The organism is Stappia sp. G46H5W (assembly GCF_058448995.1).
In genome coordinates, this window is sequence record NZ_JBZFLL010000005.1 from 56,002 (window position 1) to 81,229 (window position 25,228).

The following is a 25,228-nucleotide window of genomic DNA, read 5'->3' on the forward strand; positions in this document are numbered from 1 at the left end:
GATCCGCTGAAAAAAAGCGGTCGCCGCAACTTTTTTCCACCGCGTGGCCGCTTCTGGCAAGATCCTGTCTTGCCTCGCGTTTTCGGAACAGACGGGAGAAGTTTTCCTCGCCTGAACCGCTACGTCCGGTATCCCCGCACCGCCTGAGCCCATGTGGACCTCCGTACAGGTTGAAGCGGCGTTAATCTTTGTCATACTATTTTGCAATGCGAAAAAAGGCAGGCGGCCATGCTGCACTGCCTCACGGAGATTGCGAGGTCGGTCACGTGTTCTATCAGGTCTATGAATTCAATCATGCGGCGATGAGTCCTCTGCGGGCGACCGCGGACATGACGCGCCTGTACTTCCAGAACCCGCTCAATCCGTTCTCCCACACCCCGATCGGGCGCTCTGTCGCCGCCGGCTGCGAGATGATCGAGCGGATGACCCGGCGCTACGGCAAGCCGGAGTTCGGCCTCACCCAGACCACCGTCAGCGGCGTCAAGGTGCCGGTGCGCGAGGAGATCGTCTGGAAGAAGCCCTTCTGCAACCTCTTGCATTTCGACCGCAAGCTCGGCGAGCGCAAGCACAAGGGCCCGCGCATCCTGATGGTTGCGCCGATGTCGGGCCACTATGCGACGCTGCTGCGCGGCACGGTCGAGACCATGCTGCCGAGCGCCGACATCTACATCACCGACTGGATCGATGCGCGCATGGTGCCGCTCACCGACGGCCGGTTCGATCTTGACGACTACATCGACTACGTCATCGAGATGCTGCACTTCCTGGGGCCGGACACCCATGTCATGGCCGTATGCCAGCCCTCGGTACCGGTGCTTGCCGCCACGGCGGTGATGGAAGCGCACAACGATCCTTGCGCGCCGGCCAGCGTCACGCTGATGGGCGGGCCGATCGACACGCGGATCAACCCGACCGCCGTCAACGATCTGGCCGAGAACAAGAGCATCGACTGGTTCGAGCGCAACGTCATCATGAAGGTGCCGTTCCCGCAGCCGGGCTTCATGCGCGACGTCTATCCGGGCTTCCTGCAGCTTTCGGGCTTCATGAGCATGAACCTCGACCGGCACGTCAACGCGCATCACGAGTTCTTCCAGCATCTCGTCTCCGGCGACGGCGACAATGCCGAGAAGCACCGCGACTTCTACGACGAGTATCTCGCGGTGATGGACCTGACGGCGGAGTTCTACCTGCAGACGGTCGAGACCGTGTTCATCCGCCATGCGCTCGCCAAGGGCGAGATGCGCCATCGCGGCGAGCTGGTCGATTGCGGCGCGATCCGCCGCTCGGCGCTGCTCACCGTCGAGGGCGAGAAGGACGACATCACCGGCCGCGGCCAGACGATGGCGGCGCACAATCTGTGCGTCAATCTCTCGCCCGACATGCGCGCCCATTACATGCAGCCCGATGTCGGCCATTACGGCGTGTTCAACGGCTCGCGCTTCCGCTCGGAGATCGCCCCGCGCATCCTCGACTTCATGCGCAGCCACGCGCATCTGCCGACCACGGCTCCCAAGGCTTCCGACACGGTGAAGTCGGCCTCTTCCGAGGTGACCATTCCCGTCGCCGAGAAGCCCGCCGAGGCGAAGACCCCCGCAAAGGCCCCGGAAAAGGCCCCTGAAAAGACCAAGACCAAGCCGGTCTCCGATCCGCTGGCAGAGGTCCTGCTGGCCAAGCCGCGCGGCGTCGCCGACGACCTCACGGCCATTTCCGGCGTCGGGCCGAAGCTGCAGACCGCGCTCAACGGCGCCGGCATCTTCCACTACTGGCAGATCGCCGCGCTCACCGACGAGCAGATCGCCGCGCTCGACAACCGGCTCGACTTCCGCGGCCGCATCGACCGCGACGGCTGGATCGAGCAGGCCCGCAAGCTCGCCGAGCAGCCCGCCACGCACTGAGCCGAGGGCAGTGAGCGCACTGACATGAGCTCCTGGCTCATCGCCATCGACGGCGGCGGCAGCACCTGCCGCGCCGCCCTTGCCGGTCCCGACGGCGAGATCGTCTCGCGCGGTCTCGCCGGTCCGGCCAATGTCGCGACCGATCCGCAGCAGGCCGCCGCAAACATCGTTGCAGCGGCGCAAGGCGCGCTCGCCGAGGCCGGGTTGCCGGCCGGCGCGCTCTCCGCCTGTCCGGCGCTGCTCGGCCTTGCCGGCGCCCGCCAGCTCGGCCGCGACGGCCGCTCGCTTCTCTCCCTTCCCTTCTCGCAGGTTGAGCTCGTCGGCGACGGCGAGATCGCGCTGGAAGGCGCACTCGGCCCCCATGACGGCATCATGGCGATCCTCGGCACCGGCTCGGCCTTTCTCGCCAGGCAGGACGGGGAGATCCGCAGCGTCGGCGGCTGGGGCGTGCATCTCGCCGACCAGGGGGGCGGCGCCAGGCTCGGCCGCGAGGCGCTGAAATCGGCGCTGCTGTCGCGCGACGGGGTACGCCCGCGCGGAAGGCTTGCCGAGATGCTGCTTGCCGCCTTCGGCGACGATCCCGCCCGCATGGTCGCCTTTGCCGGGTCCGCCCGCCAGGCCGATTTCGCCCGCCACGCCCCGGCGGTCTTTGCCGCGGCGAAGGCCGGCGACAGCGAGGCCGAGGCCCTGCTTGCCGCCTTCACCAGGGAGGTGGAGGAAATGCTCGCCGCCCTTGTCTTTCCCGGCTGCGAGCGCATCGTGCTGATGGGCGGCCTTGCCCCTCTCTATGCGCCGCGTCTTGCACCGCCCCTTGCCGCGCTCCTTGCCGAGCCGCTGGGCGATGCGCTGGACGGGGCCGTGCGCATGGCGAGGCGCGCGTTTTTCGCCGCCTGACGCTTGCGCGCCGCGGACGGCTGACGCAAAAAGCGGCAACGACCCTCCCGCCGGCGACAGGCCGGCCCCGACGCGGGATGCCCGGACCATGCCTGACGAGACTCCCCGGCGCCCCCTGGCGATTTCTGCAAGGAAGATCTTCGACGGCGAGCGCTGGCACGAGGATGCCGCGCTTCTCGTTGAAAACGGCGGCATTGCCGGCATCGTGCGCGGCCACGACCTGCCGGGCGATGCCGAGCGGATCGAGGCGGCCGGCGACATGCTGGTGCCCGGCTTCATCGACCTTCAGGTCAATGGCGGCGGCGGGGTGCAGTTCAACACCGCGACCGACCGTGATTCCATCGCCGCCATCGCGGCCGCCCATCGCCGCTTCGGCACCACCGCCTTCCTGCCGACGCTGATCACCGACACGCCGCAGGTGGCCGAGCGGGCGATTCGCGCCGCCATCGGCGCGGCGACCAGCGTGCCCGGCTGCCTCGGCCTGCATCTGGAGGGGCCGCATCTCGCCCCCTCGCGCAAGGGCGCCCATGCGGCCGAGCTGATCCGGCCGATGGCCGAGGCCGATACCGAACAGCTCATCGACGCCGCCCGCCGCCTGCCGCTGCTTCTCGTCACGCTGGCGCCCGAGATCGTGCCGAGCGAGACGATCCGCCGGCTCGTCGATGCCGGCGTCATGGTCAGCCTAGGCCACAGCGATGCGGATCACGCCACCGCGCTGGCCGCGACCGTTGCCGGCGCGCGCCTCGTCACCCATCTCTTCAACGCGATGAGCCCGCTCGGTCATCGGGCGCCCGGCCTTGCGGGGGCGGCGCTGGCCACCGGCGCGCTGTCGGCCGGCATCATCGTCGACGGGCTGCACGTCGCCGATCCGGTGATCGGCATCGCCGCACGCGGCAAGGCCGGCCCCGGCCGCCTCTTCGTCGTCACCGACGCGATGGCCCCGCTCGGCACCGATGCCAGCTCCTTCACGCTGAACGGCCGCGAGATCGCCCGCGAGCCGATGGGCGAAGGGCTCGGCCGGCTGACCCTGGCCGACGGCACGCTAGCCGGTGCCGATATCGATATGTCCGCCTCGCTGCGCCGGCTCGCCGGGCCCATCGGCCTGCCGCTGGAGATGGCCCTGCGCATGGTCTCGCTGCATGCGGCCGAGGCCGCCGGCCTTGCCGAGCGCAAGGGCCGGTTGCTGCCCGGTTTCGACGCGGATTTCGTCGAGCTCGACGCCGGTTTGCGGGTGCGCGCCACCTGGATCGCCGGCAGCCGGCTCTATTCGGCCTGATCCGTCTCATCCTGCTCTGACCGAGCCATGGGTTTCACCTTGCCGCGATAGAAGGCGAGGGCCTCCTCGCTTGCATCGGCCTCGTCGTGGACGCCGATCAGCACGCCGGTGCGCCCGCCCGCCCCGCCGCGCCGCGCCAGGATCTGCTTGTCGCTCACCGTGGTGCGCTGGCTGAGCCGCAGACCCCAGTCGGCCAGCAGGCCGCGCAGCCGCGCCACCTCGCCGGCATGGGCGGGATCGCGGCCGAGATCGTTGAATTCGGACGGATCGCTTTCCAGGTCGAACAGCATCGGCGGCAGCCCGCCTTCCGCGTGGATCAGCTTGTAGCGCCCGTCGAACACCATGAAGAGCCGGGCATCCTTGACTGAGACGCCGAGCCGGTCGGCCATCGGCGTGCAGGAATAGTCGTATTCGCTGATCGCCGCGCGCCGCCAGTCTGTGGGCCTTTCGCCATGCAGCCAGGGCAACAGCGAGCGTCCTTCCAGGATGTGGCCGGGCAGGTCCGGCACCTCGCCGTCCCGGCGTCCCGCCTGGTCGACGAAGGTGGCGGCCAGATCGATCGCCTCGACCAGCGCGCCGCAGGTGCTGCCGCGGGTCGCATCGGCCTCTTCCGAAGGGTCGTAGACGATCAGCGGCACCTTCACGGAGGGTTCGTGGAAGAGGTCCTTCTCGCCAAGCCAGTGATCGCCGAGATAGTCGCCATGGTCGGAGGTGACGACGATCATCGTGTCGTCCAGCGCGCCGCTTTCCTCCAGCGCGTCGAGCAGCCGGCCGAACTGGTCGTCGCACTGGCGCACCAGGCCCATATAGGCGGGGATCGCCGCCTCCCGCACCTCGTCGCGGGCAAAGCTGCGCGAGGCCCGGCTCTGCATGAAGGCCTCGAAGACCGGATTGGGGTCGGCCCGCTCGCGCTCGTCGCGCACGGCCGGCAGCACGTCTTCGGGGCCGTACATGTCGTGATAGGGCGCCGGCACGATATAGGGCCAGTGCGGCTTGATGTAGGAAACGTGGCAGAGCCAGGGGACCGCCCGCCGCTCCTCGCACCGCTCGGCGAGGAAGGCCAGCGTCTCATCGGTCAGCCAGGGCGTCTCGGCGTCTTCTTCCCGCACATTCGCCGCGAGCCCGGCATTGCGCATCAGCCAGCCGCTCTCGATGTCGCCGCGCCCGTCCGCGTCCCGCTCCTGCGAAAGACCGGAATTGGCATGGTCGTGCCAGGGATTGCGGCTGTCGTAGCCGCGCGCCTTCAAGAATTCGTTGTAGGGCGAGGGCTTGGCGTCGTACGGCCCGTCCGGACCTTCCGCCCACAGCCCGTCGTCGCGCACCCTGGCATCGAAGCCGCATTCGGCGATGCGCGTGCCGATGATGCCGCCGCGCGAGATGCCGAGCCGGTCGAGCCCGGCATCGTCGACTTTCATGTGGGTCTTGCCGATCAGCACCGCGTCCATGCCGCGTGCCCGCAGATGGTCGCCCAGCGTCACCTCGCCCGCCTTCAGCGGATAGTTGTTCCAGGCCGCGCCGTGCGAGCCGACATAGCGCCCGGTGTAGAAGCTCATGCGCGAGGCGCCGCAGATCGGCGACTGCACATAGGCATTGGTGAAGCGCACTCCGCGCGCCGCCAGCCGGTCGAAATTCGGCGTCTTGAGGTGCGGATGGCCGGCGCAGCTGAGATAGTCGAAGCGCAGCTGGTCATACATCACGAAAAGGATATTGCGCGCGCGTCTCGCCACTCCCGGACACTCCCTTCAGGCCCAAATCGCTTGTCCAACGGCCCGCAGTTGAGCCGAGCCGGACGGGAGAGGCAAGCATGGGCCGACCGGCCGCACCAGCGGTTATGGAAACTCATCCAAATCTCATTTTACATTACCTTTTGCATGGCCCACCCTGTCGGTCTTGCCGGTTGCGCCTGCCTGAGGGCGGGAGTTGTCGCCGCCCGCGCCAGCCGCTAAGAGCAGGACGGGCAGAGACCGCAAGGGAGCGGGCAGTCTGCGCCGACGGCGCCGGGCTCGCGCTGGGGAGGACCGATAGCTGATGCGTCAATCCGTCGAACGGCTGCTGGAGCGGCTCTGTGCCTGGCTGGCGATTGCCGGCGGTGCGGTGCTGGTCGCGCTGACCATCGCCACCGTCGTGTCGATCACCGGCCGCGCGCTGACCTCCGTCGGCCTTGGCCCCATTCCCGGCGACTACGAGCTGGTGGAAGCGGGCACCGCCTTCGCGATCTTCGCCTTCCTGCCCTGGTGCCAGCTCAAGCGCGGCCATGTCACCGTCGACCTGCTGCTGGCGCGCTTCGGCCCCAGGGTCAACGCGGGCGTCGATCTCATCGCCAATATCCTGATGACGCTGGCCAGCGGCCTGATCTGCTGGCGCCTGTGGCTCGGCATGCTGGACAAGCAGGCTTATGGCGAGACCACCTTCATCCTGCAGTTTCCGCTGTGGTGGCCCTATGCCGCCTCGCTGGTCGGCGCCGCCTTCGCCGTGCTGGTCTGTGCCTACACCGTCTGGCGCAGCCTTGACGAGACCCTCGCGCCGCCTGCGGCCGCGACCGGCCGGGAGTAACCGTACGTGTCATCGCTCGAATACGGCCTGTGGTCGATTCCCGTCCTGCTGCTGATGATCTTCCTGCGCCTGCCCATCGGCCTGTCGATGCTGCTGGTCGGCATTGCCGGAACGACGCTGGTAACGGGGAGCACGGTGCCGATCCTGGCGCAGCTCAAGTCGCTGGTCTACAGCACCTTTTCCAACTACTCGCTGTCCATCGTTCCGCTGTTCCTCTTGATGGGCCAGTTCGCCACGCGCGGGGGCATGTCGCGGGCGCTGTTCCGCGCGGCCGAGACGATGGTCGGCCACCGGCGCGGCGGCGTCGCGATGGCGGCGGTCGCGGCCTGCGGCGGCTTCGGCGCGATCTGCGGCTCCTCGCTCGCCACCGCCGCGACCATGGGCCAGGTCGCCCTGCCCGAGATGCGGCGCTGCGGCTATTCCGGCGCCCTCTCGACCGCCTGCCTTGCCGCCGGCGGCACGCTCGGCATCCTCATTCCGCCCTCCGTCGTGCTGGTGATCTACGCCATCCTGACGGAGCAGAACATCGCCAAGCTCTTCGTCGCCGCCTTCATTCCGGGCCTTCTCGCCGCCCTCGGCTACATGCTCACCGTCTCGCTCTATGTGCGCTTCCGCCCGGACAGCGCCGGCAGCCAGGCCAAGGCGACGGGCGCCGAGCGGATCGCCGCGCTGATCGCCGTCTGGCCGGTCATGGTGATCTTCGTCGCGGTGATCGGCGGCATCTATTCGGGCATCTTCACGCCGACCGAAGGCGCCGCTGTGGGCGCGGCCGGCACCGGCATCGTCGCCCTCCTCAATGGCGGGCTCGACCGCAAGGGGCTGGTGGAATCCTTCCTGTCGACCGCCAGCGCCACCGGCATGATCTTCTTCATCGTGCTCGGCGCCAGCGTCTACAACGGCTTTCTCGCCTTCTCGCAGCTGCCGCAGCAGTCGGCCGCCTATGTCGGCGAGCTCGGGCTCAATCCCTGGACCGTGCTGCTGATCATCCTGGTCTGCTACCTCGTCTTCGGCTGCATCATGGATTCGCTGTCCATGATCCTGCTGACGATCCCGATCTTCTTTCCCATCGTCTCTGCGCTGGATTTCGGCCTGCCGCCGGAAGAGTTCGCCCTGTGGTTCGGCATCATCGTGCTGATCGTGGTGGAGGTCGGGCTGATAACGCCGCCGGTCGGCATGAATCTCTTCGTCATCAACTCGATGGCGCCCGACGTGCCGCTGTCGCAGACCTTCCGCGGCGTCGTGCCGTTCATCGCCAGCGACATCGTCCGCGTGGCGATCCTGGTGCTGTTCCCGGGCCTGACGCTCGCCCTCGTGCGCCTGCTCTACTGACGGGGCTGCAAGGCCCCGCTCAGACCTTTGCCGGGTCGAAGTCCGGCAGGCGCAGCTCCGGCAGCATGTACCACTGGTCGAGGTTCTGCCGGACGATCGGCTCGAAATGGCGGTCGAGCGCGGCAATCCCGGCCATCATGGCGCTGTCCGGCGCGCCCTCCCGCTGAAAATCCAGCGGCGCACCGACATGCACGCGGTACCGCGCCGCGCCTGAGCGCAGCACATGGATCGGCACCACCGGCGCCCCGGTCTTGAGGGCCAGCTTTATCGCGACGGAGGCGTTGCCCCGCTCCGGCAGCGGCCGGCCGAAGGCGGGCAGGTGGATCTGCCGCTCGCGCACCTCGTCGACGAACAGGATCGCGTCGAAGCCCTCTCCCACCACCATCTTGTGCAGGTGCCGCGCCGAGCGCTGACCGGGCGGAAAGACATAGAGCCCGTAGCGGGTGCGAAGGTCGTGCAGGATGCGGTTGGACGTCAGCGAAGGCTCCGGCTGCCAGGTGCCGACCGCCTCGCGGCCGAACGTGTTGAGCACGCTTTCGAAGCACAGTTCGAACGGCCCCAGATGCACGCAGGCGAAGACGACCGGCGCGTCCGCCGGTAGCCCGGCCAGCGTGCCGTGCGGATCCACGACCTCCAGCCGCCCGGCCTCGCGCAGCCGCTCGATCGTTGCGTATTCGGCCATGATCGCGCCCGTCCCCTGCCACCAGCGCCGTACCGCCGCCGTGTGCTCGGCGGCCGTCAGCGGCGCGCGCGGATGCAGCCGGGCGAGCGTCCAGGCCAGTCGGCGGGCGAACAGCCGCCGCCGCTCCATATGCTGGACGACAGGCGCGAGCGCGTGGCCAAGGCGCGGGCCGAAGCCCACCGGCAGGCGGCGCAGCGCCTCGTGAAAGGCGCGCTTGACCGGCCCCAGCACCGGTTCCCGGCGCCAGGGCTCGCCCGCGACCTCGCGCGCATGGGTTTCCTCGAAGGCAACCGGAGGGATGCGCCTGCGGCCGCGAACGGCGGTCATCGCCGGGGCGGCCTCACGTGCGCGAGGCGCGCGGCCGAAGGCGCATCGGCAGCGTCTCGCCCGGGCGCAGGGTCAGCCGGCAGGCCGGCTGCACGTCGGTGCCCGGCTCCAGCTCCGCATCGAAGCCCTGCGCCAGGATCGCCAGCGACAGGATCGATTCGGTCAGGCCGAAGGCGAGGCCGGCGCAGATGCGCGGGCCGATGGCGAAGGGCACATAGCCGAATTTCGACTGGCCGCCGCGCGTTGCGCCGAGGAAGCGTTCCGGCTCGAAATTGTCGGCGCGCGGCCACAGGTTCGGATTGCGGTGCAGCAGCCAGGGCACGACCATGACCAGCGAGCCCTTGGGGGTCCGCACGCCGCCGACCGTCTCGTCGGCCAGCGCCTCGCGGGCCAGGATCGGCACCGGCGGGTAGAGCCGCAGGGTCTCCTCGATCACCGCGCGGGTATAGGGCAGGCGGGCGACATCGGCGAATTCCGGCATGCGCCCGTCCAGCACCGTGTCGAGCTCGCGCGCCAGCGCCTGGCGCGCCCAAGGCGCCTGCGACAGCAGGAACCAGGCCCAGGCCAGCGTGTTGGCCGTCGTCTCGTGGCCGGCCATGAAGATCACCGCCGCCTCGTTGCGGATCGCCTCGCGCGACAGCGGCTTGCCGTCCTCGTCGCGGGCCTCCAGCAGCCCGCCGATGACCGAGGTCTCGCCGTCGCTCCGGCGCGCCTCGTAGCTGGTGATGATCTCGTCGAGCACCTTGTCGATGCGCGCGACCGCGCGGCGGATGGCGCGGCCGCGCCGGCGCGGCAGCCAGTCGGGCAGGCCGAGCAGCGAGATCAGGTCGATCTGGTCGATGTGGCGCTGGTAGTCGGTGAAGCTCTCGACCACTTCGGCGGCGTAGTCGCCTCCGAGCTGGCGGCCGAAGATGGTCCGGCAGATGATCTCCGCCGTCAGGTGCGCCATCTCCTGCAGCATGTCGACCGGCGCGCCGGGACCGGCTGCCGCCCAGGCGGCGCGGCGCTCGGCGATGGTCTCCGCCATGACGGGGAAAAAGTCGCGCACCTTGGAGGCGTGGATGATCGGGCCGACGATCTGGCGGCGGCGGCGCCAGGTCTCGCCGTCGGAGATGAACAGGCCGTCGCCGAGCAGCGGTTCCAGTGCGTGGCGCATCTGCGCGCTCTTGCGTTCGAACGTGTCGTGCTTGCGCACGAAGGCCTCCTGCACCAGGTCCGGGCTGTTGCAGACGAAGATCTGCTTGCGCAGAACGGCGACGCGCAGCCAGGGATTGGCGAAGGCCGTGGTCGGCCAGACCGAGAGGAAGTTGCGGCGGGCCAGGCCGATCAGCTTCCAGATCGGCGGGGGCGAGGTCGGGCGCAGCGGGAAGGGCGGCACGTAGACGCCCGGCGCTGATGCATCGGCGGCAGCGGGCGAGGCTGCGCCATGGCCGGCGACCGGGCACCCGCCGGCCGGGTTATCCCCGGCCCTGTCCTCGCCGGGGGCTGCCGCGCTATCCCCGTCGATGGTTCCTGTCGGTCGCTGCATGGGTGCTGTCCAGGTCCTGTCCGGGGTGCTGTTCGGAGCGCTGTCCGAACGGGGCCGTTTCGTCCCTCCCTTATCGCAAACCCGGCGACCGGCTCCAAGTCCGGCCTTTGGGCAATTTCGAGAGGCCCGTCTCGAAATTGCACGAAATTGAGACGGTATTTTGCAAAATCCGTCTCGAAATTCGAGAACAAGGGAAACCGTCGGACTCCCTTACTTTCCGGGCGCGTAGGCTGCCGGATCGACGATTTCCGGCCGTCCCTCGAGCGACAGGCGCGTGGTCGCGGGATCGCTCTGCGCGATCACCTTGCCGCGGCGCACGACGGCCAGGCGGCGGGCCCGCAGGCGGATCGCCTCGATCGTGTCGGCCGCCTGCAGCAGCACGAAGTCGGCGTTGCAGCCCGGCGCAAGCCCGTAGCCTTCCAGCCCCATCGCGCGCGCCGGGTGGGTCGTAACGCATTCAAAAGCATAGCGCATTTCGTCGCGGCTCATCATCTGCGCGACGTGCAGCCCCATCGACGCGACCTCCAGCATGTCGCCCGATCCCATCGAGTACCAGGGGTCCATGACGCAGTCGTGGCCGAAGGAGACATTGATGCCGTGCTTGCGCATTTCCGGCACGCGGGTCTGGCCCCGGCGCTTCGGATAGGTGTCGTGGCGGCCCTGAAGCGTGATGTTTATCAAGGGGTTGGCGATGGCATGCACCTGTGCCTCGGCGATCAGAGGCAGGAGTTTCGAGACGTAGTAATTGTCCATCGAGTGCATCGAGGTGAGGTGCGAGCCGGCAACGCGGCCATGGAGGCCGAGGCGCTGCGTCTCGCAGGCCAGCGTCTCGATATGGCGCGACATCGGGTCGTCGCTCTCGTCGCAATGCATGTCGACCATCAGGCCGCGTGCGGCCGCGAGCTCGCACAGCGCCCGCACCGAGCGCGCGCCGTCGTCCATCGTCCGCTCGAAATGCGGGATGCCGCCGACCACGTCGACGCCCATGTCGAGCGCGCGGACAAGATTGCGTTCCGCTGTCGGCGAGCGGTAGAGCCCGTCCTGCGGAAAGGCGACGAGCTGCAGGTCGATATAGGGCGCGACCTTCTCGCGGACCTCGAGCAACGCCTCGACGCCGGTCAGCCGGTCGTCGCAGACGTCGACATGGCTGCGGATCGCCAGAAGCCCTTGCGAAACAGCCAGATCGCAGTAGCGCAGCGCCCGCTCGACCACCGCCTCGACGGTGAGCAGCGGCTTCAGCTCGCCCCACAGGGCGATGCCTTCCAGCAAGGTGCCGCTCTCGTTCATGCGCGGCAGGCCAAGCGACAGCGTCGCATCCATGTGGAAATGGCTGTCGACGAAGGGCGGGGAGACGAGCCGGCCGCCGGCCTCGATGACGCGGCCCGCCTCGCCAGAGATGCCGGGCTCCACGGCAACGATGCGGCCGTCCCGGCAGGCGATGTCGATGCGTTCGCGCCCGTCGGGCAGCTTGGCGTTCTTGACGAGAAGATCGAAGGACATGGGCGGCTTTTTCCGGGAATCAGGGGCGGGGTCCGTTGCGGGCTCGCCGCAGTTTCGGTCCCAACCGCGCCCGTTTCAAGCGCGTCCCTTGCATGCTCGCCGCTTGCGGAAGCTGGCGGCTGCGCCTCAGCGCAGCCCCTCACCGGTTTCCGGGGCGTCCCAGCCGTGTCGCGGATCGTATTCGCCGCGCTCCGAGAGGACGGTGGCGCGTCCGACCAGCAGGTCGTCGACCCGGCCGATGCGCTTGGCGTCCTTGTCCTTGTAGGGCATCGACTGCAGCACGTAGCGCATGGCGTTCAGTCGGGCCCGCTTCTTGTCGTCCGACTTGATCACCGTCCAGGGCGAATCCGCCGTATCGGTGTGGAAGAACATCGCTTCCTTGGCCTTGGTGTAGTCGTCCCACTTGTCGCGCGAGGCGAGGTCGACCGGGGACAGTTTCCACTGCTTGAGCGGATGGACGTTGCGTTCGCGGAAGCGGCGGTTCTGTTCCTTGCGGCTGACGGAAAACCAGAACTTGATCAGATGGGTTCCGCTGCGCACCAGATTGCGCTCGAACTCCGGCACCTGGCGGAGGAACTCGCGGTATTCCTCCTCGTTGCAAAAGCCCATGACCCGCTCGACGCCGGCCCGGTTATACCAGCTCCGGTCGAACAGAACGATCTCGCCGAGCGTCGGCAAGTGCTTGACGTAACGTTGAAAATACCATTGCCCACGCTCCACCTCGTCCGGCTTCTCCAGGGCCACCACCCGGGCGCCGCGCGGGTTCAGGTGCTCCATGAAGCGCTTGATCGTGCCGCCCTTTCCGGCCGCGTCGCGCCCCTCGAACAGGATCACCACCCGCTGGCCGGCATCCTTGACCCAGGATTGCAGCTTGAGCAGTTCGGTCTGCAGGACGAACTTCTCGCGCTCGTAGTCGCGGCGCAGCATCTTGAAGCGGTAAGGATAGCCTCCCTCGCGCCAGTCGGGGGCAAGTTCGTTGCTGGTCCGGCGCGGTGTGCCCGGCGGCTTGGGCAATCCGAGCGCCCTCCGCATCAGGCCGGCATCGTCCGGCGAGGCCCCGTCGAGGATCGCGGCAAGGCCCTCGGCGCCGCCGTTTCCTTCGTGTCCGGAGATGTCCTGAACGGCCGCAAGCTCGCGTCCCTGCACGGCCGCGACCCGCTCCAGGGAGAGCCCTTCGGCCATGCTGTCACCGATCGCGCCGTCGGCCTCGGGTGCGGGGACAGACGCGCCGTCCGGTGCGCTGGTGTTGCCGCTCGCCTCTGCTGCCTGTCGCTTGCCGTCCGTCACGCCCGCCTCCTCAGCCGCCATCCGCTCGCAAGGCGGATCTCTTGCAAGACCATCCTGCGGCTTCGGGCCTGCGCCGCCTTGACCCTAGTCAAACCGGGCGGCGGGGGCGGAAAAAAGAGCCGGCAACCGAAAGCGGGGAGGCTTCAGTAGGGCAGGCCGACGTAGTTTTCGGCGAGCGTCGTCTGCGCCGCGCGGGAGGAGGCGAGATAGTCGAACTCCGCCTGCTGCATGCGAGTGCCGAACTCGCCCTTGTCCGGAAAGCGGTGCAGGGTCGTCGTCATCCACCAGGAAAAACGCTCGGCTTTCCAGACCCTTGCAAGCGCCCGGTCGGAATAGGCGGCAAGGCCGCCCTCGTCGCCCTGCCGGTAGTGGGCGATCAGCGCTTCCGACAGGTAGTGGATGTCGGACGCGGCAAGGTTCAGCCCCTTGGCGCCGGTCGGCGGCACGATATGGGCGGCATCTCCGGCAAGGAACAGCCGGCCGAAGCGCATCGGCTCGGCGACGAAGGAGCGCAAGGGCGCGATGCTTTTCTCGATGGACGGTCCGGTGACCAGCCGGGCCGCGATATCGGCCGGCAGATGCGCTGCCAGCGCCTCCCAGAAGCGGTCGTCGGACCAGTCTTCGACCCGCTCGTCCAGCCCGCACTGGACGTAGTAGCGGCTGCGGGTCGGCGAGCGCATGGAGCAGAGCGCGAAGCCGCGCTCGTGACCGGCATAGATCAGCTCCTCATGCACCGGCGGCACGTCGGCGAGCAGGCCGAGCCAGCCGAACGGATAGACCATCTCGAACTGCCGCAACCGGTCGGAGGGGATAGACTGGCGCGAGACGCCGTGGAAGCCGTCGCAACCGGCGACGAAATCGCAATCGATACGGTGGACAGTCTCGCCGAGGCGGAAGGTCACGAAAGGCAGCGCGCCTTCCAGATCGTGCAGGGCAACGTCCTCCGCCTCGTGCACCACCGCGCCGCCCATGGCATCGCGCGCGGCGTAAAGATCCGCCGTCACCTCGGTCTGACCGTAGACCATGACGGTGCGCCCGCCGGTCAGATCGGCGAGATCGATGCGCAGGCGTCGGTCGTGGAAAGCGATCTCGACGCCGTCGTGCACCAGCCCCTCGCGGTCCATGCGGGCGCCGACACCGGCCTTGCGCAGCAAATCGACCGTGCCCTGTTCCAGGACGCCGGCGCGAATGCGCGAGAGCACATAGGCGCGCGAGCGGCGCTCCAGAACCACGTTGTCGACGCCGGCAAGATGCAGCAGCTGGGACAGCAGCAGGCCGGAAGGTCCGCCGCCGACGATGACGACACCGGTGCGGGCAGGGACATCGACAGGCTTCTGGCCGGAGAGAGCGGGGGTCATGCGCAAGGGTCCTCGACGAGATCGGCCTGCGAAACGGCGTGCCTTTGTGTCGAGAATGGGCGCGAAGCGCTGGACAAGGGAATGCAGAATTCGGTCAAATACAGGGATGAATCGAACATTGCCGTCTCTGCCCGACTATGAACTTTATGGGGAACCGGAAGGATCCGGCCTCCCAGATACGCTGCATATCGAACATCTGTCGGTGCGCAGCGGGCCGCGCCGCTGGCGCATCGCGCGGCATCGGCACCCCTCTCTGCACCAGCTGTTCTGGATCGAGCGCGGCGGCGGGGTGCTGATCGGCGAGGAGGGCGAGAGCACGCTCGGGGCGGCCAGTTTCCTGAACATGCCGGCGGGCGTCGCACACGGGTTCCGTTTCCTGCCGGGCAGCGCCGGCACGGTGCTGACCCTGCCGGTTGCGGTGTTCGAACCGATCCGCGCACGCATCGACCCGCAAGGGCACCTGCTGGGCGTTCGCATCGGCCAGGCCCGCACCGCACCGCCCGAGCTGGAGGCGCTTCTGGCCGAGCAGCAGGGCCGCCGGGCGAATCGCGGCGAGGCGCTGGCCGCGCTGGCGACGCTGACCTTCATCTGGGCGCTGAGGCTGCTGGAGGCCGATCCGCAGGCCGAGCCGCGGGCCGGGGCGGGCAGTGCCGCCATCCGGCTCGCCGCGCGTTTCCAGGCGCTGGTCGACGCGCATTACCGGGAGTGGCACGCCCTGGAGCCCTATGCGGCGGCGCTCGCGGTGACCACGCCGCACCTGACCCGTGCCTGCCGGCAGGCGCTCGGGCAACCGGCCTCCGCAGTGCTGCGCGAACGGCAGATGCTGGAGGCGCGGCGGCTTCTGGCCTACACGCAGGGCGCGATCGCCGACATCGCCTATCGGCTGGGCTTTGCCGATCCGGGGCATTTCTCCCGGGTGTTTTCCGCCGCGGCCGGCCTGTCGCCGCGGGCGTTTCGCCGGAGCTTCACCTCCGGCGTGGAATGAGCGCGCGCCCTACAGCGCGTCCTCCAGCCGCCCGACCAGATGGCGCAGCACCTCGACCCGGGCGAAGCGCTTGTCTTCGGCGGCGACGAGATGCCAGGGCGCGAAACTGGTCGAGGTCCGGTCGACCATGTCGCCGGCCGCCTCGGCGTACTGGTCCCATTTCAGCCGGTTGCGCCAGTCCTCGTCGGTGATCTTGAACTGCTTGTAGGGCGTCTCCTCCCGCTCCTTGAAGCGGGCAAGCTGCTCCTGCCGGCTGATCGCCAGCCAGAACTTGACGACAATGGCCCCGGCATCGGTGAGCTCGGCCTCGAACTCGTTGATTTCGTTGTAGGCACGCACCCACTCGGCCTCGCTGCAGAAGCCCTCGACCCGCTCCACCAGCACCCGCCCGTACCAGGAACGGTCGAAGATCGCCGCGTGGCCGCGGCGCGGCAGCCGGTTCCAGAACCGCCACAGCCAGGGATGGGCGTGCTCCTCCTCGCTGGGCGCGGCGATCCGGTGGACGCGGTAGCGGCGCGGATCGAGCGGGCGAATCACCCGGCGGATCGCGCCGCCCTTGCCGGCGGCATCGTTGCCCTCGAAGGCGACGACCAGCGAGCGGTCGCGGAATGCCTTGCGGTCGACGAGGCGGGCCAGTTCGCCCTGCAGGCGGTCGAGTTCGGTGCGATAGCGGTGCTTCGACAGGCGCGAGGACAGGTCGACCGCCTCGACCGCGCTGCGCCGCTCGATCCGGGCGACGACGGCGGGCAGGGCCAGCGGATCGCTCGGCGCCGCCTCCAGCCGGCGGCGGATCGCCATCTCGACGCACCGGCCGAGCGCAAGATCGCGGGCCCGCGCATCGTCGCTGGGAATGACGATCCACGGCGCGGCCGGAGTGGAGGTGGCAAGGGCGGCACGCTCGAACGCGGCCTGGGCGCCGCTGGCATGGGCGATATCGGCCCATTCGGCCAGGATGCGGCGGGCCCGGTCCTTGCGGCCCAGCCCCTTGAGCCGGCGCTTTTGCGCCTCCGCGGTGAGCGAGAACCAGAATTTCAGCACCAGCACGTTCTCGCTGGCCAGCAGTCCCTCGAACCGGTTGATCCGGGCGAGCCGCCGCTCGAACTCGGCTTCGCCGATCTCGCCCTGCACGAAGCAGCGCAGCGGTTCGTTGTACCAGGAGGAGACGACGACGGAGGTCTCACCCAGCGCCGGCAGGTCGCGCCAGTAGCGCCACAGGTCCGGGCGGCCGCGCTCCTCTTCGGTCTCCTCGTCATAGGCGTTGCAGGTGACGTAGCGCACGTCGAGCCATTCGTGCAGGCGGGCGATGGCGTCGTTCTTGCCGGCGCCGTCGACGCCGGCGATCACCACCAGCACGGAGAAGGGCTTCTTCTCGATCACCTCGCGCTGGGCGGCCAGAAGCTCGGTGCGAAGCTTCGGCTCGAGCGCGTCGAAATCGGTTCGGGAGAGATCGAGGGGAAGGGAAGCCGACTGAAACACGGGCGCTGCTCTCCTGCTGTCATGCCGCCGGGCGCGTGCCGCATGCGGCCATCAAGGTGCCGCGCATGCCGCCGCGATGCAATGGCCGGCGGTCCGTCCCGGCACGCGGCGAACGGGCGCCTCATATAGTCGCAGGGATGGCGCCTGTCATATGCTGTGCGCCAAGCTGCGGAGCGGAACGGGAAAAATGCTCCTTCCGAGGATTGGCGAACCCGGCCGCAGGACGTACATGTAGCGGGCCGCGCCGGGGAATTCCGCCCGCGCCAGCCAGGAAACAGTTCATGCCGGGCCGCGTCTCGTGACCGACCTTCTCAATCAGCTTGTCGCCTTCATCGGCGAGAATCCGCTTCTTGCCAACGTGGTCGTGTTCACGATCGCCATGGGCGAGGCGCTGTTCATCATCGGCATGTTCGTGCCCTCGACCGTAGTTCTGGTGGGCGCGGGAACGCTGGTCGGGCTCGGCAAGCTCGACCCCTGGCCGATCCTGCTCTGGACGACGCTCGGCGCCATTGCGGGCGACGCGATCTCCTACTGGGTCGGGCATGTCTACAAGCACCGGATCAAGTCGGTCTGGCCGTTCAACCGCTACCGGACGCTGGTGGAGCGGGGCGAGGCCTATTTCCTGCTGCATGGCGGCAAGAGCGTGTTCATCGGCCGCTTCGTGCCGGGCGTGAAGGCCATCGTGCCGGGGATTGCCGGCATGGTCGGCATGCCGGTCGGTCGCTTCACCTTCATCAACGTCACATCGGCCATCGTCTGGGCCATCGTGCATCTGGGCCCCGGCGTCATCGCCGGCACCGCCTTCAGCGCGCTGGGCGAGATCAGTGGCCGGCTTGCGACCGTGCTCGGCGTGCTCCTGGTGCTGCTGTTCGTCGCGGTGATGATCGCCCGCTGGCTGATCCTGATCGTGCTGCCGCTCTATGCCGGCAGCCGGCTGAAGGTGGTCGAATGGCTGGGCTCGCGGCGCGACCGCTTCAGCCTCTGGCTCGCGCAGATGCTGGACCCGGCGCATCCGCGCTCGGCCGGCATGATCGTCTCGGCGCTGCTGCTGATCGTCACCGTGCCGCTGTTCGTGGCGCTGGCGGCGGCGATCTCGCCCGACAACGGGTTGAACCGCGCCGACATATCGATCCGCAACCTGTTCCAGGACCTGCGCACGCCGGTCGGCGACGATATCATGACCTTCATCACCATGCTCGGCGACGGGGTGGTGATCGCGGCCGTGGCGGCGGTGGTCATCGCCTATCTGTTCGCACGCAAGGCCTGGCGGCGGGCCACCGGCCTGATGATCGCGATCGCCAGCGCGGCGATTTTCGTGCCGCTGTTCAAGATGCTGTTCCAGCGCGAACGGCCGATCGAGATCTATACCGGCGCCGACGCGCTGTCCTTCCCCTCCGGTCACGCGACGCTGACGGCGGTGCTGTTCGGCATCATCGCGGTGCTGGTCGCCCATGACCGCTCGCCCCTGATCAAGGCCGGCATCTTCTCGCTGGCCGTGCCGCTGATCGGCGCGGTCGCCTTCTCGCGGATCTATCTCGGCGCCCACTGGATGAGCGACGTGGTCGGCGGCATCACCTTCGGCACGGCAATGGTCGCGACCTTCGCCTTCGTCTTCGGATCGGTGCACAACGAGAAGATCGGCCGCTGGTCGCTGGCGGCCCTGACCGTCGTGACGCTGGCGGTGGTCGGCGGCGTCCATGTCTCGCGCGATTTCGAACGGGCACGGGAAATGTACCGCCCGACCAAGCCGGTCGAGACCCTGACAAGCCAGGAGTGGCTGTCCGGAGGCTGGGAAAAGATCCCGGCACACCGGATCGAGCTGAGCGGCGAGCGCGAGGAACCGCTGATCCTGCAATGGAGCGGCGATCCTGAGGCGCTGGCCGAAGCGCTGGCGCAGGACGGCTACCGGCCCGCGCCGGGCTGGTCGCTCACCACCTTTGCCGGCTTCCTGACCGGGCAGACCGCACCGGAAGACCTGCCCGCGCTGCCGCGCATCCAGAACGGACGCGGCGCCGACCTGGTGCTGGTGCGGCGCGACGAGGACGAGGACGCCAGCGCCACGGAGGGAAGCGCGGATGGCGGGCGCTGGGTCCTGCGGCTTTGGCAGACGCGCTTCGAGATCGTGACGGAGACCGGCGAAAGGCTGCCGCTGCGGGTCGGCTCGCTGATCCACGAACGCATCCTGCGCCCGCTCAACGAGCTGTCGGCGCCGCGCGCCGACCGCGACCTGCCGCAGGCGGACGAGAACCCGCTGAACGGGCTGCCGGGGGTCGTGCTGAAGATGCGCAGCGACGGTTCGACGGTGGCACTGGGCGGCGAGGCCGTGGACCTGCCGCGCCCGGGTCAGGCGCCGCCGGAACCGTCTTCGGGTGCCGCGTCCACACCGCAATAGATGCCGTAAAGCGCCTCGAGCACGGCCAGGACCTCCTGGCCGGCCAGACGGTAATAGACCGTCTGGCCCTCGCGCCGGGCCTCGACCAGGCCCTGAACCCGCATCTTCGCAAGGTGTTGCGACAGGGCCGACTGGCTGAGGCCGACCCGTTCGGCCAGCGCGCCGACGCTGTATTCCCCGCGCACGAGGTGGCACAGGACCAGAAGCCGGCGGCTGTTGGCCATGGAGGCGAGCAAGGCAGCGGCCTCGTCAGCCTTACTTTCCATATCTTGAATATTCATGCTTGCTAATTTATTTGGCTCGCATATATTTTCAATCCGAGGAAGCCCGTATGGGTGAGTGAGTGCAACTGTGCCAAAGTGCCATTGACAGAAGTCGCGACTCACATCCTCGGAAGATCCTGAAAATCACCGTTTGGCGAGACGTCGACATGAGCGAGTTCACTCCCCTTACCTCGGCCCTGGGCGGCATGCTGATCGGCCTCGCCGCCGTGCTGACCATGGCGCTGCTGGGACGCATCGCGGGCATCAGCGGCATGATCGGCGGGCTGCTTCCGCCCTATGCCGGCGGCCTGGCGGCGCTCGGCGAGCGCGGCTGGCGCCTGGCGTTTCTTGCAGGCATGATCGCCTCGCCGCTGGTCCTTTTCGCCGCCACCGGCAGCCTGCCGGAGATCGAGGTGCCCGTGTCGCTGCCGATGCTGGTGGCCGGCGGCCTGATTGCCGGCGTCGGCGTGTCCTATGCCAACGGCTGCCCGTCCGGCCATGGCGTATGCGGCATGGCGCGCTTCTCGGTGCGCTCGATCGCCGCCACTCTGACCTTCATGGCAACCACCGCCATCACCGTCTTTCTCGTCCGCCACGTGTTCGGAGCCTGACCGATGATCCGCATCGTTTCCGCTTTCCTCATCGGCCTCGTCTTCGGCACCGGGCTCCTGCTGTCCGGCATGGCCAACCCGGCCAAGGTCCTGAACTTCTTCGACTTCGCCGGCAGCTGGGATCCTTCGCTGGCCTTCGTGATGGGCGGCGCGCTGGTGGTCACCATGCTCGGCTACCGGCTGGTCCTCACCCGTCCGGCGCCGGTGCTGGCATCCGCCTTCGCATTGCCGCTCCGCACCACGCTCGACGCCCGGCTTCTGGGCGGCGCGGCCCTGTTCGGCATCGGCTGGGGCATCGCCGGCTTCTGCCCGGGCGGCGTGATGCCGGCGCTCGGCCTCGGCAGGATCGAGCCCTTCGCCTTCGCCGGCGCCCTGGTGGCGGCAATCGGCGCCGTGCGCCTTTTCGAGGCCCGCCGCACCCACACGCCGCTGCCGGCCTGAACCACCCTGTTTTCCTCTCCCGTCAGGAACGATCCGCGACCGATGGAGCACGACACATGACCGAGACGACCTATCCGCTCGACCCGGCGACCCGCCCCGAGGTCACCGCCTTCTTCGACCCGCAGACCAACACGATCTCCTATGTGGTCCAGGACCCGGGGTCCAAGGCCTGCGCCATCGTCGACAGCGTGATGGACATCGACTATGCAGCGGGACGCATCTCCTATGAATCCGCAGACCGGATCATCGACTTCGTCCGCGAAAACGGGCTGACGGTCGACTGGCTGATCGAGACCCACGTCCATGCCGACCACCTGTCGGGCGCGCCCTATATCCAGGAGAAGCTGGGCGGGCGCATCGGCATCGGCGAGAACATCAGGCTCGTGCAGGACACGTTCGGCAAGGTGTTCAACGAGGGCACCGAGTTCCAGCGCGACGGCTCGCAGTTCGACCATCTGTTCCGCGACGGCGACACCTACACGGTCGGCGGCATGACCTGCTTTGCCATGCACACGCCCGGCCACACCCCGGCCTGCATGACCCATGTGATGGGCAATGCCGCCTTTGTCGGCGACACGCTGTTCATGCCCGACGGCGGCACGGCGCGGGCCGACTTTCCAGGCGGCGATGCGCACGAGCTCTACCACTCGATCCGAAAGGTGCTGTCGCTGCCCGAGGAAACGCGCCTGTTCATGTGCCACGACTATGGCCCGAACGGCCGCGAGATCCGCTGGGAAACCACGGTGGGCGAGGAGCGCAAGCACAACATCCATGTGCGCGACGGCGTCACCGAGGAGGAATTCGTCGCGATGCGCCAGGCACGCGATGCCACGCTCGACATGCCGAAATTGATCATTCCCTCGATACAGGTAAACATGCGCGCCGGCAAACTGCCGCCCAAGGATGACAGTGGCCGGACCTTCCTCAAGGTGCCGGTCAACGGATTGTAAGGACAGGAAGAATGCAAAGCGCCCGGGTCGACGACACCCTCACCGTATCGTTCCAGATCCAGCCGGAGGATGTCGCCGCGATCCGCGACGCGGGCTTCGTCGCGATCATCAACAATCGTCCCGACGGCGAGGCCCCCGACCAGCCGGACGGGGCGGAGATCGCCCGCGCCGCCGCCGAGGCCGGCCTTGCCTACACGGCCCTGCCGGTCACGGGGCGCGAGGGCATCACGCCCGACACGATCCGCGCCTTCCACGAGGTGCTCGAGGCGGCCAGCGGCCCGGTCTTCGCCTTCTGCCGTACCGGGACACGCTCGATCAACCTGTGGGCCCTGTCCCAGGCGGGCGAGCGCGATGCCGCCGAGCTGGTGCGCATGGCCGGCGATGCCGGCTACGACCTGTCCGGTCTTGCCCCGGCGCTGCGCCAGATCGCCGATCACGGTCTTCCCGGTTAAAACGTCGGCCGGCTGAGACAGCGGTCGGCCGCACGGCCAGCCGGACAAACGCCTTTCGCCCGCTCGCCGAGCGGGGTTTCATGGTTGCGCCGCCCGCCAGCGGGCGGCGCGCTTTCCTTTTGCGACACGCGGTTCCGGCTTCGACATGACACGCCTTGCCTCCTACCTGCCGATCCTCGACTGGGGACGCGCCTATAACCGCGACACGGCGACCGACGATCTGATCGCCGCGCTGATCGTGACGATCATGCTGATCCCGCAGTCGCTCGCCTATGCGCTGCTCGCTGGATTGCCGCCGGAAGTGGGCCTTTACGCCTCGATCCTGCCGCTCGTTGCCTATGCGCTGTTCGGAACCAGCCGGGCGCTGGCGGTCGGGCCAGTGGCGGTGGTGTCCTTGATGACCGCCTCGGCGGTGGGCGAGATCGCAGCGCAAGGCACGGCCGAATATCTCGGCGCGGCCATCGTGCTGGCAATGCTGTCCGGGGCGATGCTGATCGCCATGGGCCTGTTCCGCCTCGGCTTCCTCGCCAATCTGCTGAGCCACCCGGTGATTTCCGGCTTCATCACGGCGAGCGGGCTGATCATCGCCGCCGGACAGCTCAAGCACATCCTGGGCATCAGCGGCTCAGGCAGCACGATGGTGGAGATCGTCGGCGGGCTCGCAGCCAATCTCGCCAATGTGAACCCGTATGCGCTGGCGGTCGGCGTGCCGGTCACGCTGTTCCTGTTCTGGGTGCGCAGCGGGCTGAAGCCTGCGCTGATCCGGATGGGCCTGCGGCCCCGGCTTGCCGACATCATCGCCAAGTCCGGCCCGGTGGCGGCGGTGGCCGCGACGACGCTGGCGGCCCATGCCTTTTCTCTCGGCGACAAGGGCGTGAAGCTGGTCGGGCACATTCCCTCCGGCCTACCGGCGCCCGCGCTGCCATCGCTCGACCCGCAGCTTTGGGGCCAGTTGGTGGTGCCCGCGCTGCTGATCTCGGTGATCGGCTTCGTGGAATCGGTGTCCGTCGCACAGACGCTGGCCGCCAAGAAGCGCCAGCGCATCGTCCCGGACCAGGAGCTGATCGGGCTCGGTGCGGCCAATATCGCCTCCGGCATTTCCGGCGGCTATCCGGTCACCGGCGGCTTTGCCCGTTCTGTGGTGAATTTCGATGCGGGCGCGGCAACGCCGGCCGCCGGCGCCTTCACCGCCATCGGCATCGCGCTGGCCACCTTGTTCCTGACGCCGCTGATCTCCGAACTGCCGCAGGCGACACTGGCGGCGACGATCATCGTCGCCGTGCTGTCGCTGGTCGACCTGAAGGCTCTCGGGCGGGTCTGGGCCTATTCGCGCAGCGACTTCGCGGCGATGGCGGCAACCATCCTGGCAACGCTCGCCCTCGGCGTGGAGACCGGCGTGACCGTCGGCGTCGGCGTATCGCTGGCGCTGCATCTTTATCGCAGCGCCCGGCCGCACATGGCCATCGTCGGTATTGTCCCGGGGACCGAGCATTTCCGCAACATCAACCGGCACAAGGTGATCACCGGCGAAACCGTGCTCACCTTGCGGGTCGACGAGAGCCTGTTCTTTGCCAACAGCCGGTTCCTGGAAGACCGGCTGACCGAGCTGGTGGCCGAGCGGCCGCAGCTGCGGCACGTGGTGCTGATGTGCACGGCGGTCAACGAGATCGACGCCTCCGCGCTGGAAAGCCTGGAGGAGATCAGCCGCCGGCTCGCCGGCGCCGGGGTCGGCTTCCACCTGTCGGAGGTGAAGGGGCCGGTGATGGACCGGCTGCAACGGACCGACTTCCTCACCCACCTCAACGGCAAGGTGTTCCTGACCCAGTACGAGGCCTTCGCCACGCTCGATCCGCGCACCGCGCATATCGCCGAGGCGCGAAAGCCGCGCAAGGCGACCAAGGCCGACTTCTGGATCGGTCCGGAGATCTGAGGCAGCGATGGACGAGACCATCCCGCCCGGCCAGGACGGGTTCGATGCGCAAAGCGGCCTCGTCTGGCGCTATCTCCCGGCGCCGAACGGCGGCAGCGACTGCCTTGCGGTGGTCTATTCGCAGGTGCGCGTGCCGGCGGGCCGCTTCGGCCTCGAGCGGCTGTTCGCCAACACCCGCCATGCCTGCCTGTTTCTCAACTGCCCCGATCCCGTCTGGTATCTCGGCTGCGAGGCGGCCATCGACCATGCGATCGGTCAGGCCGCAAAAGCCTCGGGCGCGGCACGGATCATCCATTACGGCGCCTCGAAAGGTGCCTATGGCGCGCTTGCCGCGGCGCTGCGACGCGGCGATGGCCGGGCCTTCGCCTTCGGGCCCGAACTGGTGCTCGGCCGGCCGGGCAGCCAAAGCGGCGCCGTGCGGCATCCGGCCATGGCGAACGCGCCCGACATGGCCGAGCACCTGCAATGCGCCGGGGCAGGCCCCGAGCTGACGCTGGTCTTCGGCATTTTCGATGCGACGGATACGGCCGGTGCGGTGGCGCTGAGCAGCCGCGACCTGCCGGAGCGGGTGCGCGTGCTCACGCTCGCCTCGTCCCACGCCAGTCACGACCATCTCTACACGCTGAACATCGCCCGCAAGCTGATTGCAGGCTTCACCCGCGATCTCGCCGCGCTTTGCGCCGAACGCGGGCTGATCGCAGACGATGCCCCCACCGATCTTGCCCGTTTCGCGGACTTTGCCGCATCGATGGCCGAGACCGCGGAACAGGGCGCAGGAACGGAAACGGCCGTGGCAGAGGCGGTCGCCAGCGCCCTTGCCGACCCTTACGCGCGCCTCAACCCGGGCTACGGACTTGCGGTCGCACAGGCGCTTCTGCGCCTCCGGCGGCGCGGGGAGGCAGCCGGCTGGCTCGGTTCGGTACAGGAGCGGATCGACGCGATGCCGGGGGCCGGCAGCTTGCCGAAACGCTGGCTGAAGACGGTTTGGCGGGCGCGGCTTTCCGCCCTTGAGGGAGAGGCGCGCGCGGTGCTGCTGGCTAGGGCGCAGGCGCGGTTCCCCGGCGAGACCTTCGAGGAGAGCGGGCCGGCGTGATGAGGG

The 25,228-nt window shown here is 68.6% G+C and carries 21 protein-coding genes; 13 read left to right on the forward strand and 8 right to left on the reverse strand.

What is annotated here, in order from left to right; genetic code table 11:
• The first annotated feature begins 266 nt into the window (after nucleotides 1-266).
• The 3 genes from phaZ to nagA all read left to right on the forward strand — a co-directional run bounded on the left by phaZ (nucleotide 267) and on the right by nagA (nucleotide 4,065).
• Nucleotides 267-1,895, forward strand: coding sequence for a polyhydroxyalkanoate depolymerase (gene phaZ / locus ACVJ6E_RS15865; RefSeq protein WP_208996796.1), 1,629 nt, complete (start codon nucleotides 267-269; stop codon nucleotides 1,893-1,895).
• A 24-nt stretch (nucleotides 1,896-1,919) separates the two neighbouring features.
• Nucleotides 1,920-2,789, forward strand: a complete 870-nt coding sequence (locus tag ACVJ6E_RS15870; RefSeq protein ID WP_120269810.1) for a BadF/BadG/BcrA/BcrD ATPase family protein — start codon at nucleotides 1,920-1,922, stop codon at nucleotides 2,787-2,789.
• Nucleotides 2,790-2,877: 88 nt separating this feature from the next.
• The gene (nagA, locus tag ACVJ6E_RS15875; RefSeq protein WP_120269811.1) at nucleotides 2,878-4,065 is read left to right on the forward strand and encodes an N-acetylglucosamine-6-phosphate deacetylase; all 1,188 of its coding nucleotides are present in this window, start codon (nucleotides 2,878-2,880) and stop codon (nucleotides 4,063-4,065) included.
• Here the strand turns inward: nagA and ACVJ6E_RS15880 are convergent.
• Nucleotides 4,053-5,792, reverse strand: coding sequence for a sulfatase-like hydrolase/transferase (locus ACVJ6E_RS15880; protein WP_120269812.1), 1,740 nt, complete (start codon nucleotides 5,790-5,792; stop codon nucleotides 4,053-4,055). The two genes, nagA and ACVJ6E_RS15880, sit on opposite strands and share 13 nt — an antisense overlap.
• A gap of 301 nt (nucleotides 5,793-6,093) precedes the next feature.
• Here ACVJ6E_RS15880 and ACVJ6E_RS15885 point away from each other — a divergent pair, with 301 nt between their 5' ends.
• The gene (locus ACVJ6E_RS15885; RefSeq protein WP_067224672.1) at nucleotides 6,094-6,618 is read left to right on the forward strand and encodes a TRAP transporter small permease; all 525 of its coding nucleotides are present in this window, start codon (nucleotides 6,094-6,096) and stop codon (nucleotides 6,616-6,618) included.
• 6 nt (nucleotides 6,619-6,624) lie between these two features.
• Nucleotides 6,625-7,947, forward strand: a complete 1,323-nt coding sequence (locus ACVJ6E_RS15890; RefSeq protein WP_120269813.1) for a TRAP transporter large permease — start codon at nucleotides 6,625-6,627, stop codon at nucleotides 7,945-7,947.
• Nucleotides 7,948-7,966: 19 nt separating this feature from the next.
• Here the strand turns inward: ACVJ6E_RS15890 and ACVJ6E_RS15895 are convergent, their stop codons facing one another.
• The 5 genes from ACVJ6E_RS15895 to pobA form a co-directional block, all read right to left on the reverse strand.
• The gene (locus ACVJ6E_RS15895) at nucleotides 7,967-8,956 is read right to left on the reverse strand and encodes an LpxL/LpxP family acyltransferase (protein ID WP_120269814.1); all 990 of its coding nucleotides are present in this window, start codon (nucleotides 8,954-8,956) and stop codon (nucleotides 7,967-7,969) included.
• Nucleotides 8,957-8,969: 13 nt separating this feature from the next.
• On the reverse strand, nucleotides 8,970-10,484 hold the full coding sequence (locus ACVJ6E_RS15900) for a cytochrome P450 (RefSeq protein ID WP_120269815.1): 1,515 nt from the start codon (nucleotides 10,482-10,484) through the stop codon (nucleotides 8,970-8,972).
• Nucleotides 10,485-10,694: 210 nt separating this feature from the next.
• Nucleotides 10,695-11,984, reverse strand: a complete 1,290-nt coding sequence (locus ACVJ6E_RS15905; protein ID WP_097174416.1) for an amidohydrolase family protein — start codon at nucleotides 11,982-11,984, stop codon at nucleotides 10,695-10,697.
• A gap of 126 nt (nucleotides 11,985-12,110) precedes the next feature.
• Entirely contained in the window at nucleotides 12,111-13,166 is a 1,056-nt protein-coding gene (gene ppk2 / locus ACVJ6E_RS15910; RefSeq protein WP_120270190.1) for a polyphosphate kinase 2, read from the reverse strand.
• A 248-nt stretch (nucleotides 13,167-13,414) separates the two neighbouring features.
• Nucleotides 13,415-14,629, reverse strand: coding sequence for a 4-hydroxybenzoate 3-monooxygenase (pobA, locus tag ACVJ6E_RS15915; protein ID WP_120269816.1), 1,215 nt, complete (start codon nucleotides 14,627-14,629; stop codon nucleotides 13,415-13,417).
• A 118-nt stretch (nucleotides 14,630-14,747) separates the two neighbouring features.
• Between pobA and ACVJ6E_RS15920 the strand changes: the two genes are divergently transcribed.
• A complete protein-coding gene (locus tag ACVJ6E_RS15920) occupies nucleotides 14,748-15,614 on the forward strand; it encodes a helix-turn-helix domain-containing protein (RefSeq protein ID WP_120269817.1) in 867 nt (288 codons plus the stop codon).
• 9 nt (nucleotides 15,615-15,623) lie between these two features.
• Here the strand turns inward: ACVJ6E_RS15920 and pap are convergent, their stop codons facing one another.
• Nucleotides 15,624-17,090, reverse strand: coding sequence for a polyphosphate:AMP phosphotransferase (gene pap, locus ACVJ6E_RS15925; protein ID WP_120269818.1), 1,467 nt, complete (start codon nucleotides 17,088-17,090; stop codon nucleotides 15,624-15,626).
• Nucleotides 17,091-17,388: 298 nt separating this feature from the next.
• On the opposite strand from pap, the gene ACVJ6E_RS15930 reads away from it, so the two are divergent.
• The gene (locus ACVJ6E_RS15930) at nucleotides 17,389-19,482 is read left to right on the forward strand and encodes a bifunctional DedA family/phosphatase PAP2 family protein (RefSeq protein WP_199681359.1); all 2,094 of its coding nucleotides are present in this window, start codon (nucleotides 17,389-17,391) and stop codon (nucleotides 19,480-19,482) included.
• Here the strand turns inward: ACVJ6E_RS15930 and ACVJ6E_RS15935 are convergent.
• Entirely contained in the window at nucleotides 19,434-19,748 is a 315-nt protein-coding gene (locus ACVJ6E_RS15935; RefSeq protein ID WP_245165622.1) for an ArsR/SmtB family transcription factor, read from the reverse strand. The two genes, ACVJ6E_RS15930 and ACVJ6E_RS15935, sit on opposite strands and share 49 nt — an antisense overlap.
• A gap of 164 nt (nucleotides 19,749-19,912) precedes the next feature.
• Between ACVJ6E_RS15935 and ACVJ6E_RS15940 the strand changes: the two genes are divergently transcribed.
• The 6 genes from ACVJ6E_RS15940 (at nucleotide 19,913) to ACVJ6E_RS15965 (ending at nucleotide 25,222) form a co-directional block, all read left to right on the forward strand.
• The gene (locus tag ACVJ6E_RS15940; protein WP_120269820.1) at nucleotides 19,913-20,356 is read left to right on the forward strand and encodes a YeeE/YedE family protein; all 444 of its coding nucleotides are present in this window, start codon (nucleotides 19,913-19,915) and stop codon (nucleotides 20,354-20,356) included.
• 3 nt (nucleotides 20,357-20,359) lie between these two features.
• Nucleotides 20,360-20,797 carry a DUF6691 family protein gene (locus ACVJ6E_RS15945; RefSeq protein ID WP_120269821.1) on the forward strand — a complete coding sequence of 146 codons (438 nt, stop codon included), beginning with the start codon at nucleotides 20,360-20,362 and terminating at the stop codon, nucleotides 20,795-20,797.
• 56 nt (nucleotides 20,798-20,853) lie between these two features.
• The gene (locus ACVJ6E_RS15950; protein ID WP_120269822.1) at nucleotides 20,854-21,747 is read left to right on the forward strand and encodes an MBL fold metallo-hydrolase; all 894 of its coding nucleotides are present in this window, start codon (nucleotides 20,854-20,856) and stop codon (nucleotides 21,745-21,747) included.
• Between the two features lie 11 nt (nucleotides 21,748-21,758).
• Nucleotides 21,759-22,199: a protein tyrosine phosphatase family protein gene (locus ACVJ6E_RS15955; RefSeq protein ID WP_120269823.1), complete on the forward strand. Its 441-nt coding sequence runs from the start codon at nucleotides 21,759-21,761 to the stop codon at nucleotides 22,197-22,199.
• Between the two features lie 145 nt (nucleotides 22,200-22,344).
• The gene (locus tag ACVJ6E_RS15960; protein WP_120269824.1) at nucleotides 22,345-24,129 is read left to right on the forward strand and encodes a SulP family inorganic anion transporter; all 1,785 of its coding nucleotides are present in this window, start codon (nucleotides 22,345-22,347) and stop codon (nucleotides 24,127-24,129) included.
• Nucleotides 24,130-24,136: 7 nt separating this feature from the next.
• Nucleotides 24,137-25,222: a Re/Si-specific NAD(P)(+) transhydrogenase subunit beta gene (locus ACVJ6E_RS15965; RefSeq protein WP_120269825.1), complete on the forward strand. Its 1,086-nt coding sequence runs from the start codon at nucleotides 24,137-24,139 to the stop codon at nucleotides 25,220-25,222.
• The last annotated feature ends 6 nt before the right edge of the window (nucleotides 25,223-25,228 follow it).

What these genes read in the sequence shown, in the direction of transcription:
- ACVJ6E_RS15870 (WP_120269810.1), top strand. Translation starts at nt 1,920, where the DNA reads ATGAGCTCCTGGCTCATCGCCATCGACGGCGGCGGCAGCACCTGCCGC.
- nagA (WP_120269811.1), top strand. Translation starts at nt 2,878, where the DNA reads ATGCCTGACGAGACTCCCCGGCGCCCCCTGGCGATTTCTGCAAGGAAG.
- ACVJ6E_RS15885 (WP_067224672.1), top strand. Translation starts at nt 6,094, where the DNA reads ATGCGTCAATCCGTCGAACGGCTGCTGGAGCGGCTCTGTGCCTGGCTG.
- ACVJ6E_RS15895 (WP_120269814.1), bottom strand. Translation starts at nt 8,956, where the DNA reads ATGACCGCCGTTCGCGGCCGCAGGCGCATCCCTCCGGTTGCCTTCGAG.
- ACVJ6E_RS15900 (WP_120269815.1), bottom strand. Translation starts at nt 10,484, where the DNA reads ATGCAGCGACCGACAGGAACCATCGACGGGGATAGCGCGGCAGCCCCC.
- ACVJ6E_RS15905 (WP_097174416.1), bottom strand. Translation starts at nt 11,984, where the DNA reads ATGTCCTTCGATCTTCTCGTCAAGAACGCCAAGCTGCCCGACGGGCGC.
- ppk2 (WP_120270190.1), bottom strand. Translation starts at nt 13,166, where the DNA reads ATGGCCGAAGGGCTCTCCCTGGAGCGGGTCGCGGCCGTGCAGGGACGC.
- pobA (WP_120269816.1), bottom strand. Translation starts at nt 14,629, where the DNA reads ATGACCCCCGCTCTCTCCGGCCAGAAGCCTGTCGATGTCCCTGCCCGC.
- ACVJ6E_RS15935 (WP_245165622.1), bottom strand. Translation starts at nt 19,748, where the DNA reads ATGGAAAGTAAGGCTGACGAGGCCGCTGCCTTGCTCGCCTCCATGGCC.
- ACVJ6E_RS15940 (WP_120269820.1), top strand. Translation starts at nt 19,913, where the DNA reads ATGAGCGAGTTCACTCCCCTTACCTCGGCCCTGGGCGGCATGCTGATC.
- ACVJ6E_RS15945 (WP_120269821.1), top strand. Translation starts at nt 20,360, where the DNA reads ATGATCCGCATCGTTTCCGCTTTCCTCATCGGCCTCGTCTTCGGCACC.
- ACVJ6E_RS15950 (WP_120269822.1), top strand. Translation starts at nt 20,854, where the DNA reads ATGACCGAGACGACCTATCCGCTCGACCCGGCGACCCGCCCCGAGGTC.
- ACVJ6E_RS15955 (WP_120269823.1), top strand. Translation starts at nt 21,759, where the DNA reads ATGCAAAGCGCCCGGGTCGACGACACCCTCACCGTATCGTTCCAGATC.
- ACVJ6E_RS15960 (WP_120269824.1), top strand. Translation starts at nt 22,345, where the DNA reads ATGACACGCCTTGCCTCCTACCTGCCGATCCTCGACTGGGGACGCGCC.
- ACVJ6E_RS15965 (WP_120269825.1), top strand. Translation starts at nt 24,137, where the DNA reads ATGGACGAGACCATCCCGCCCGGCCAGGACGGGTTCGATGCGCAAAGC.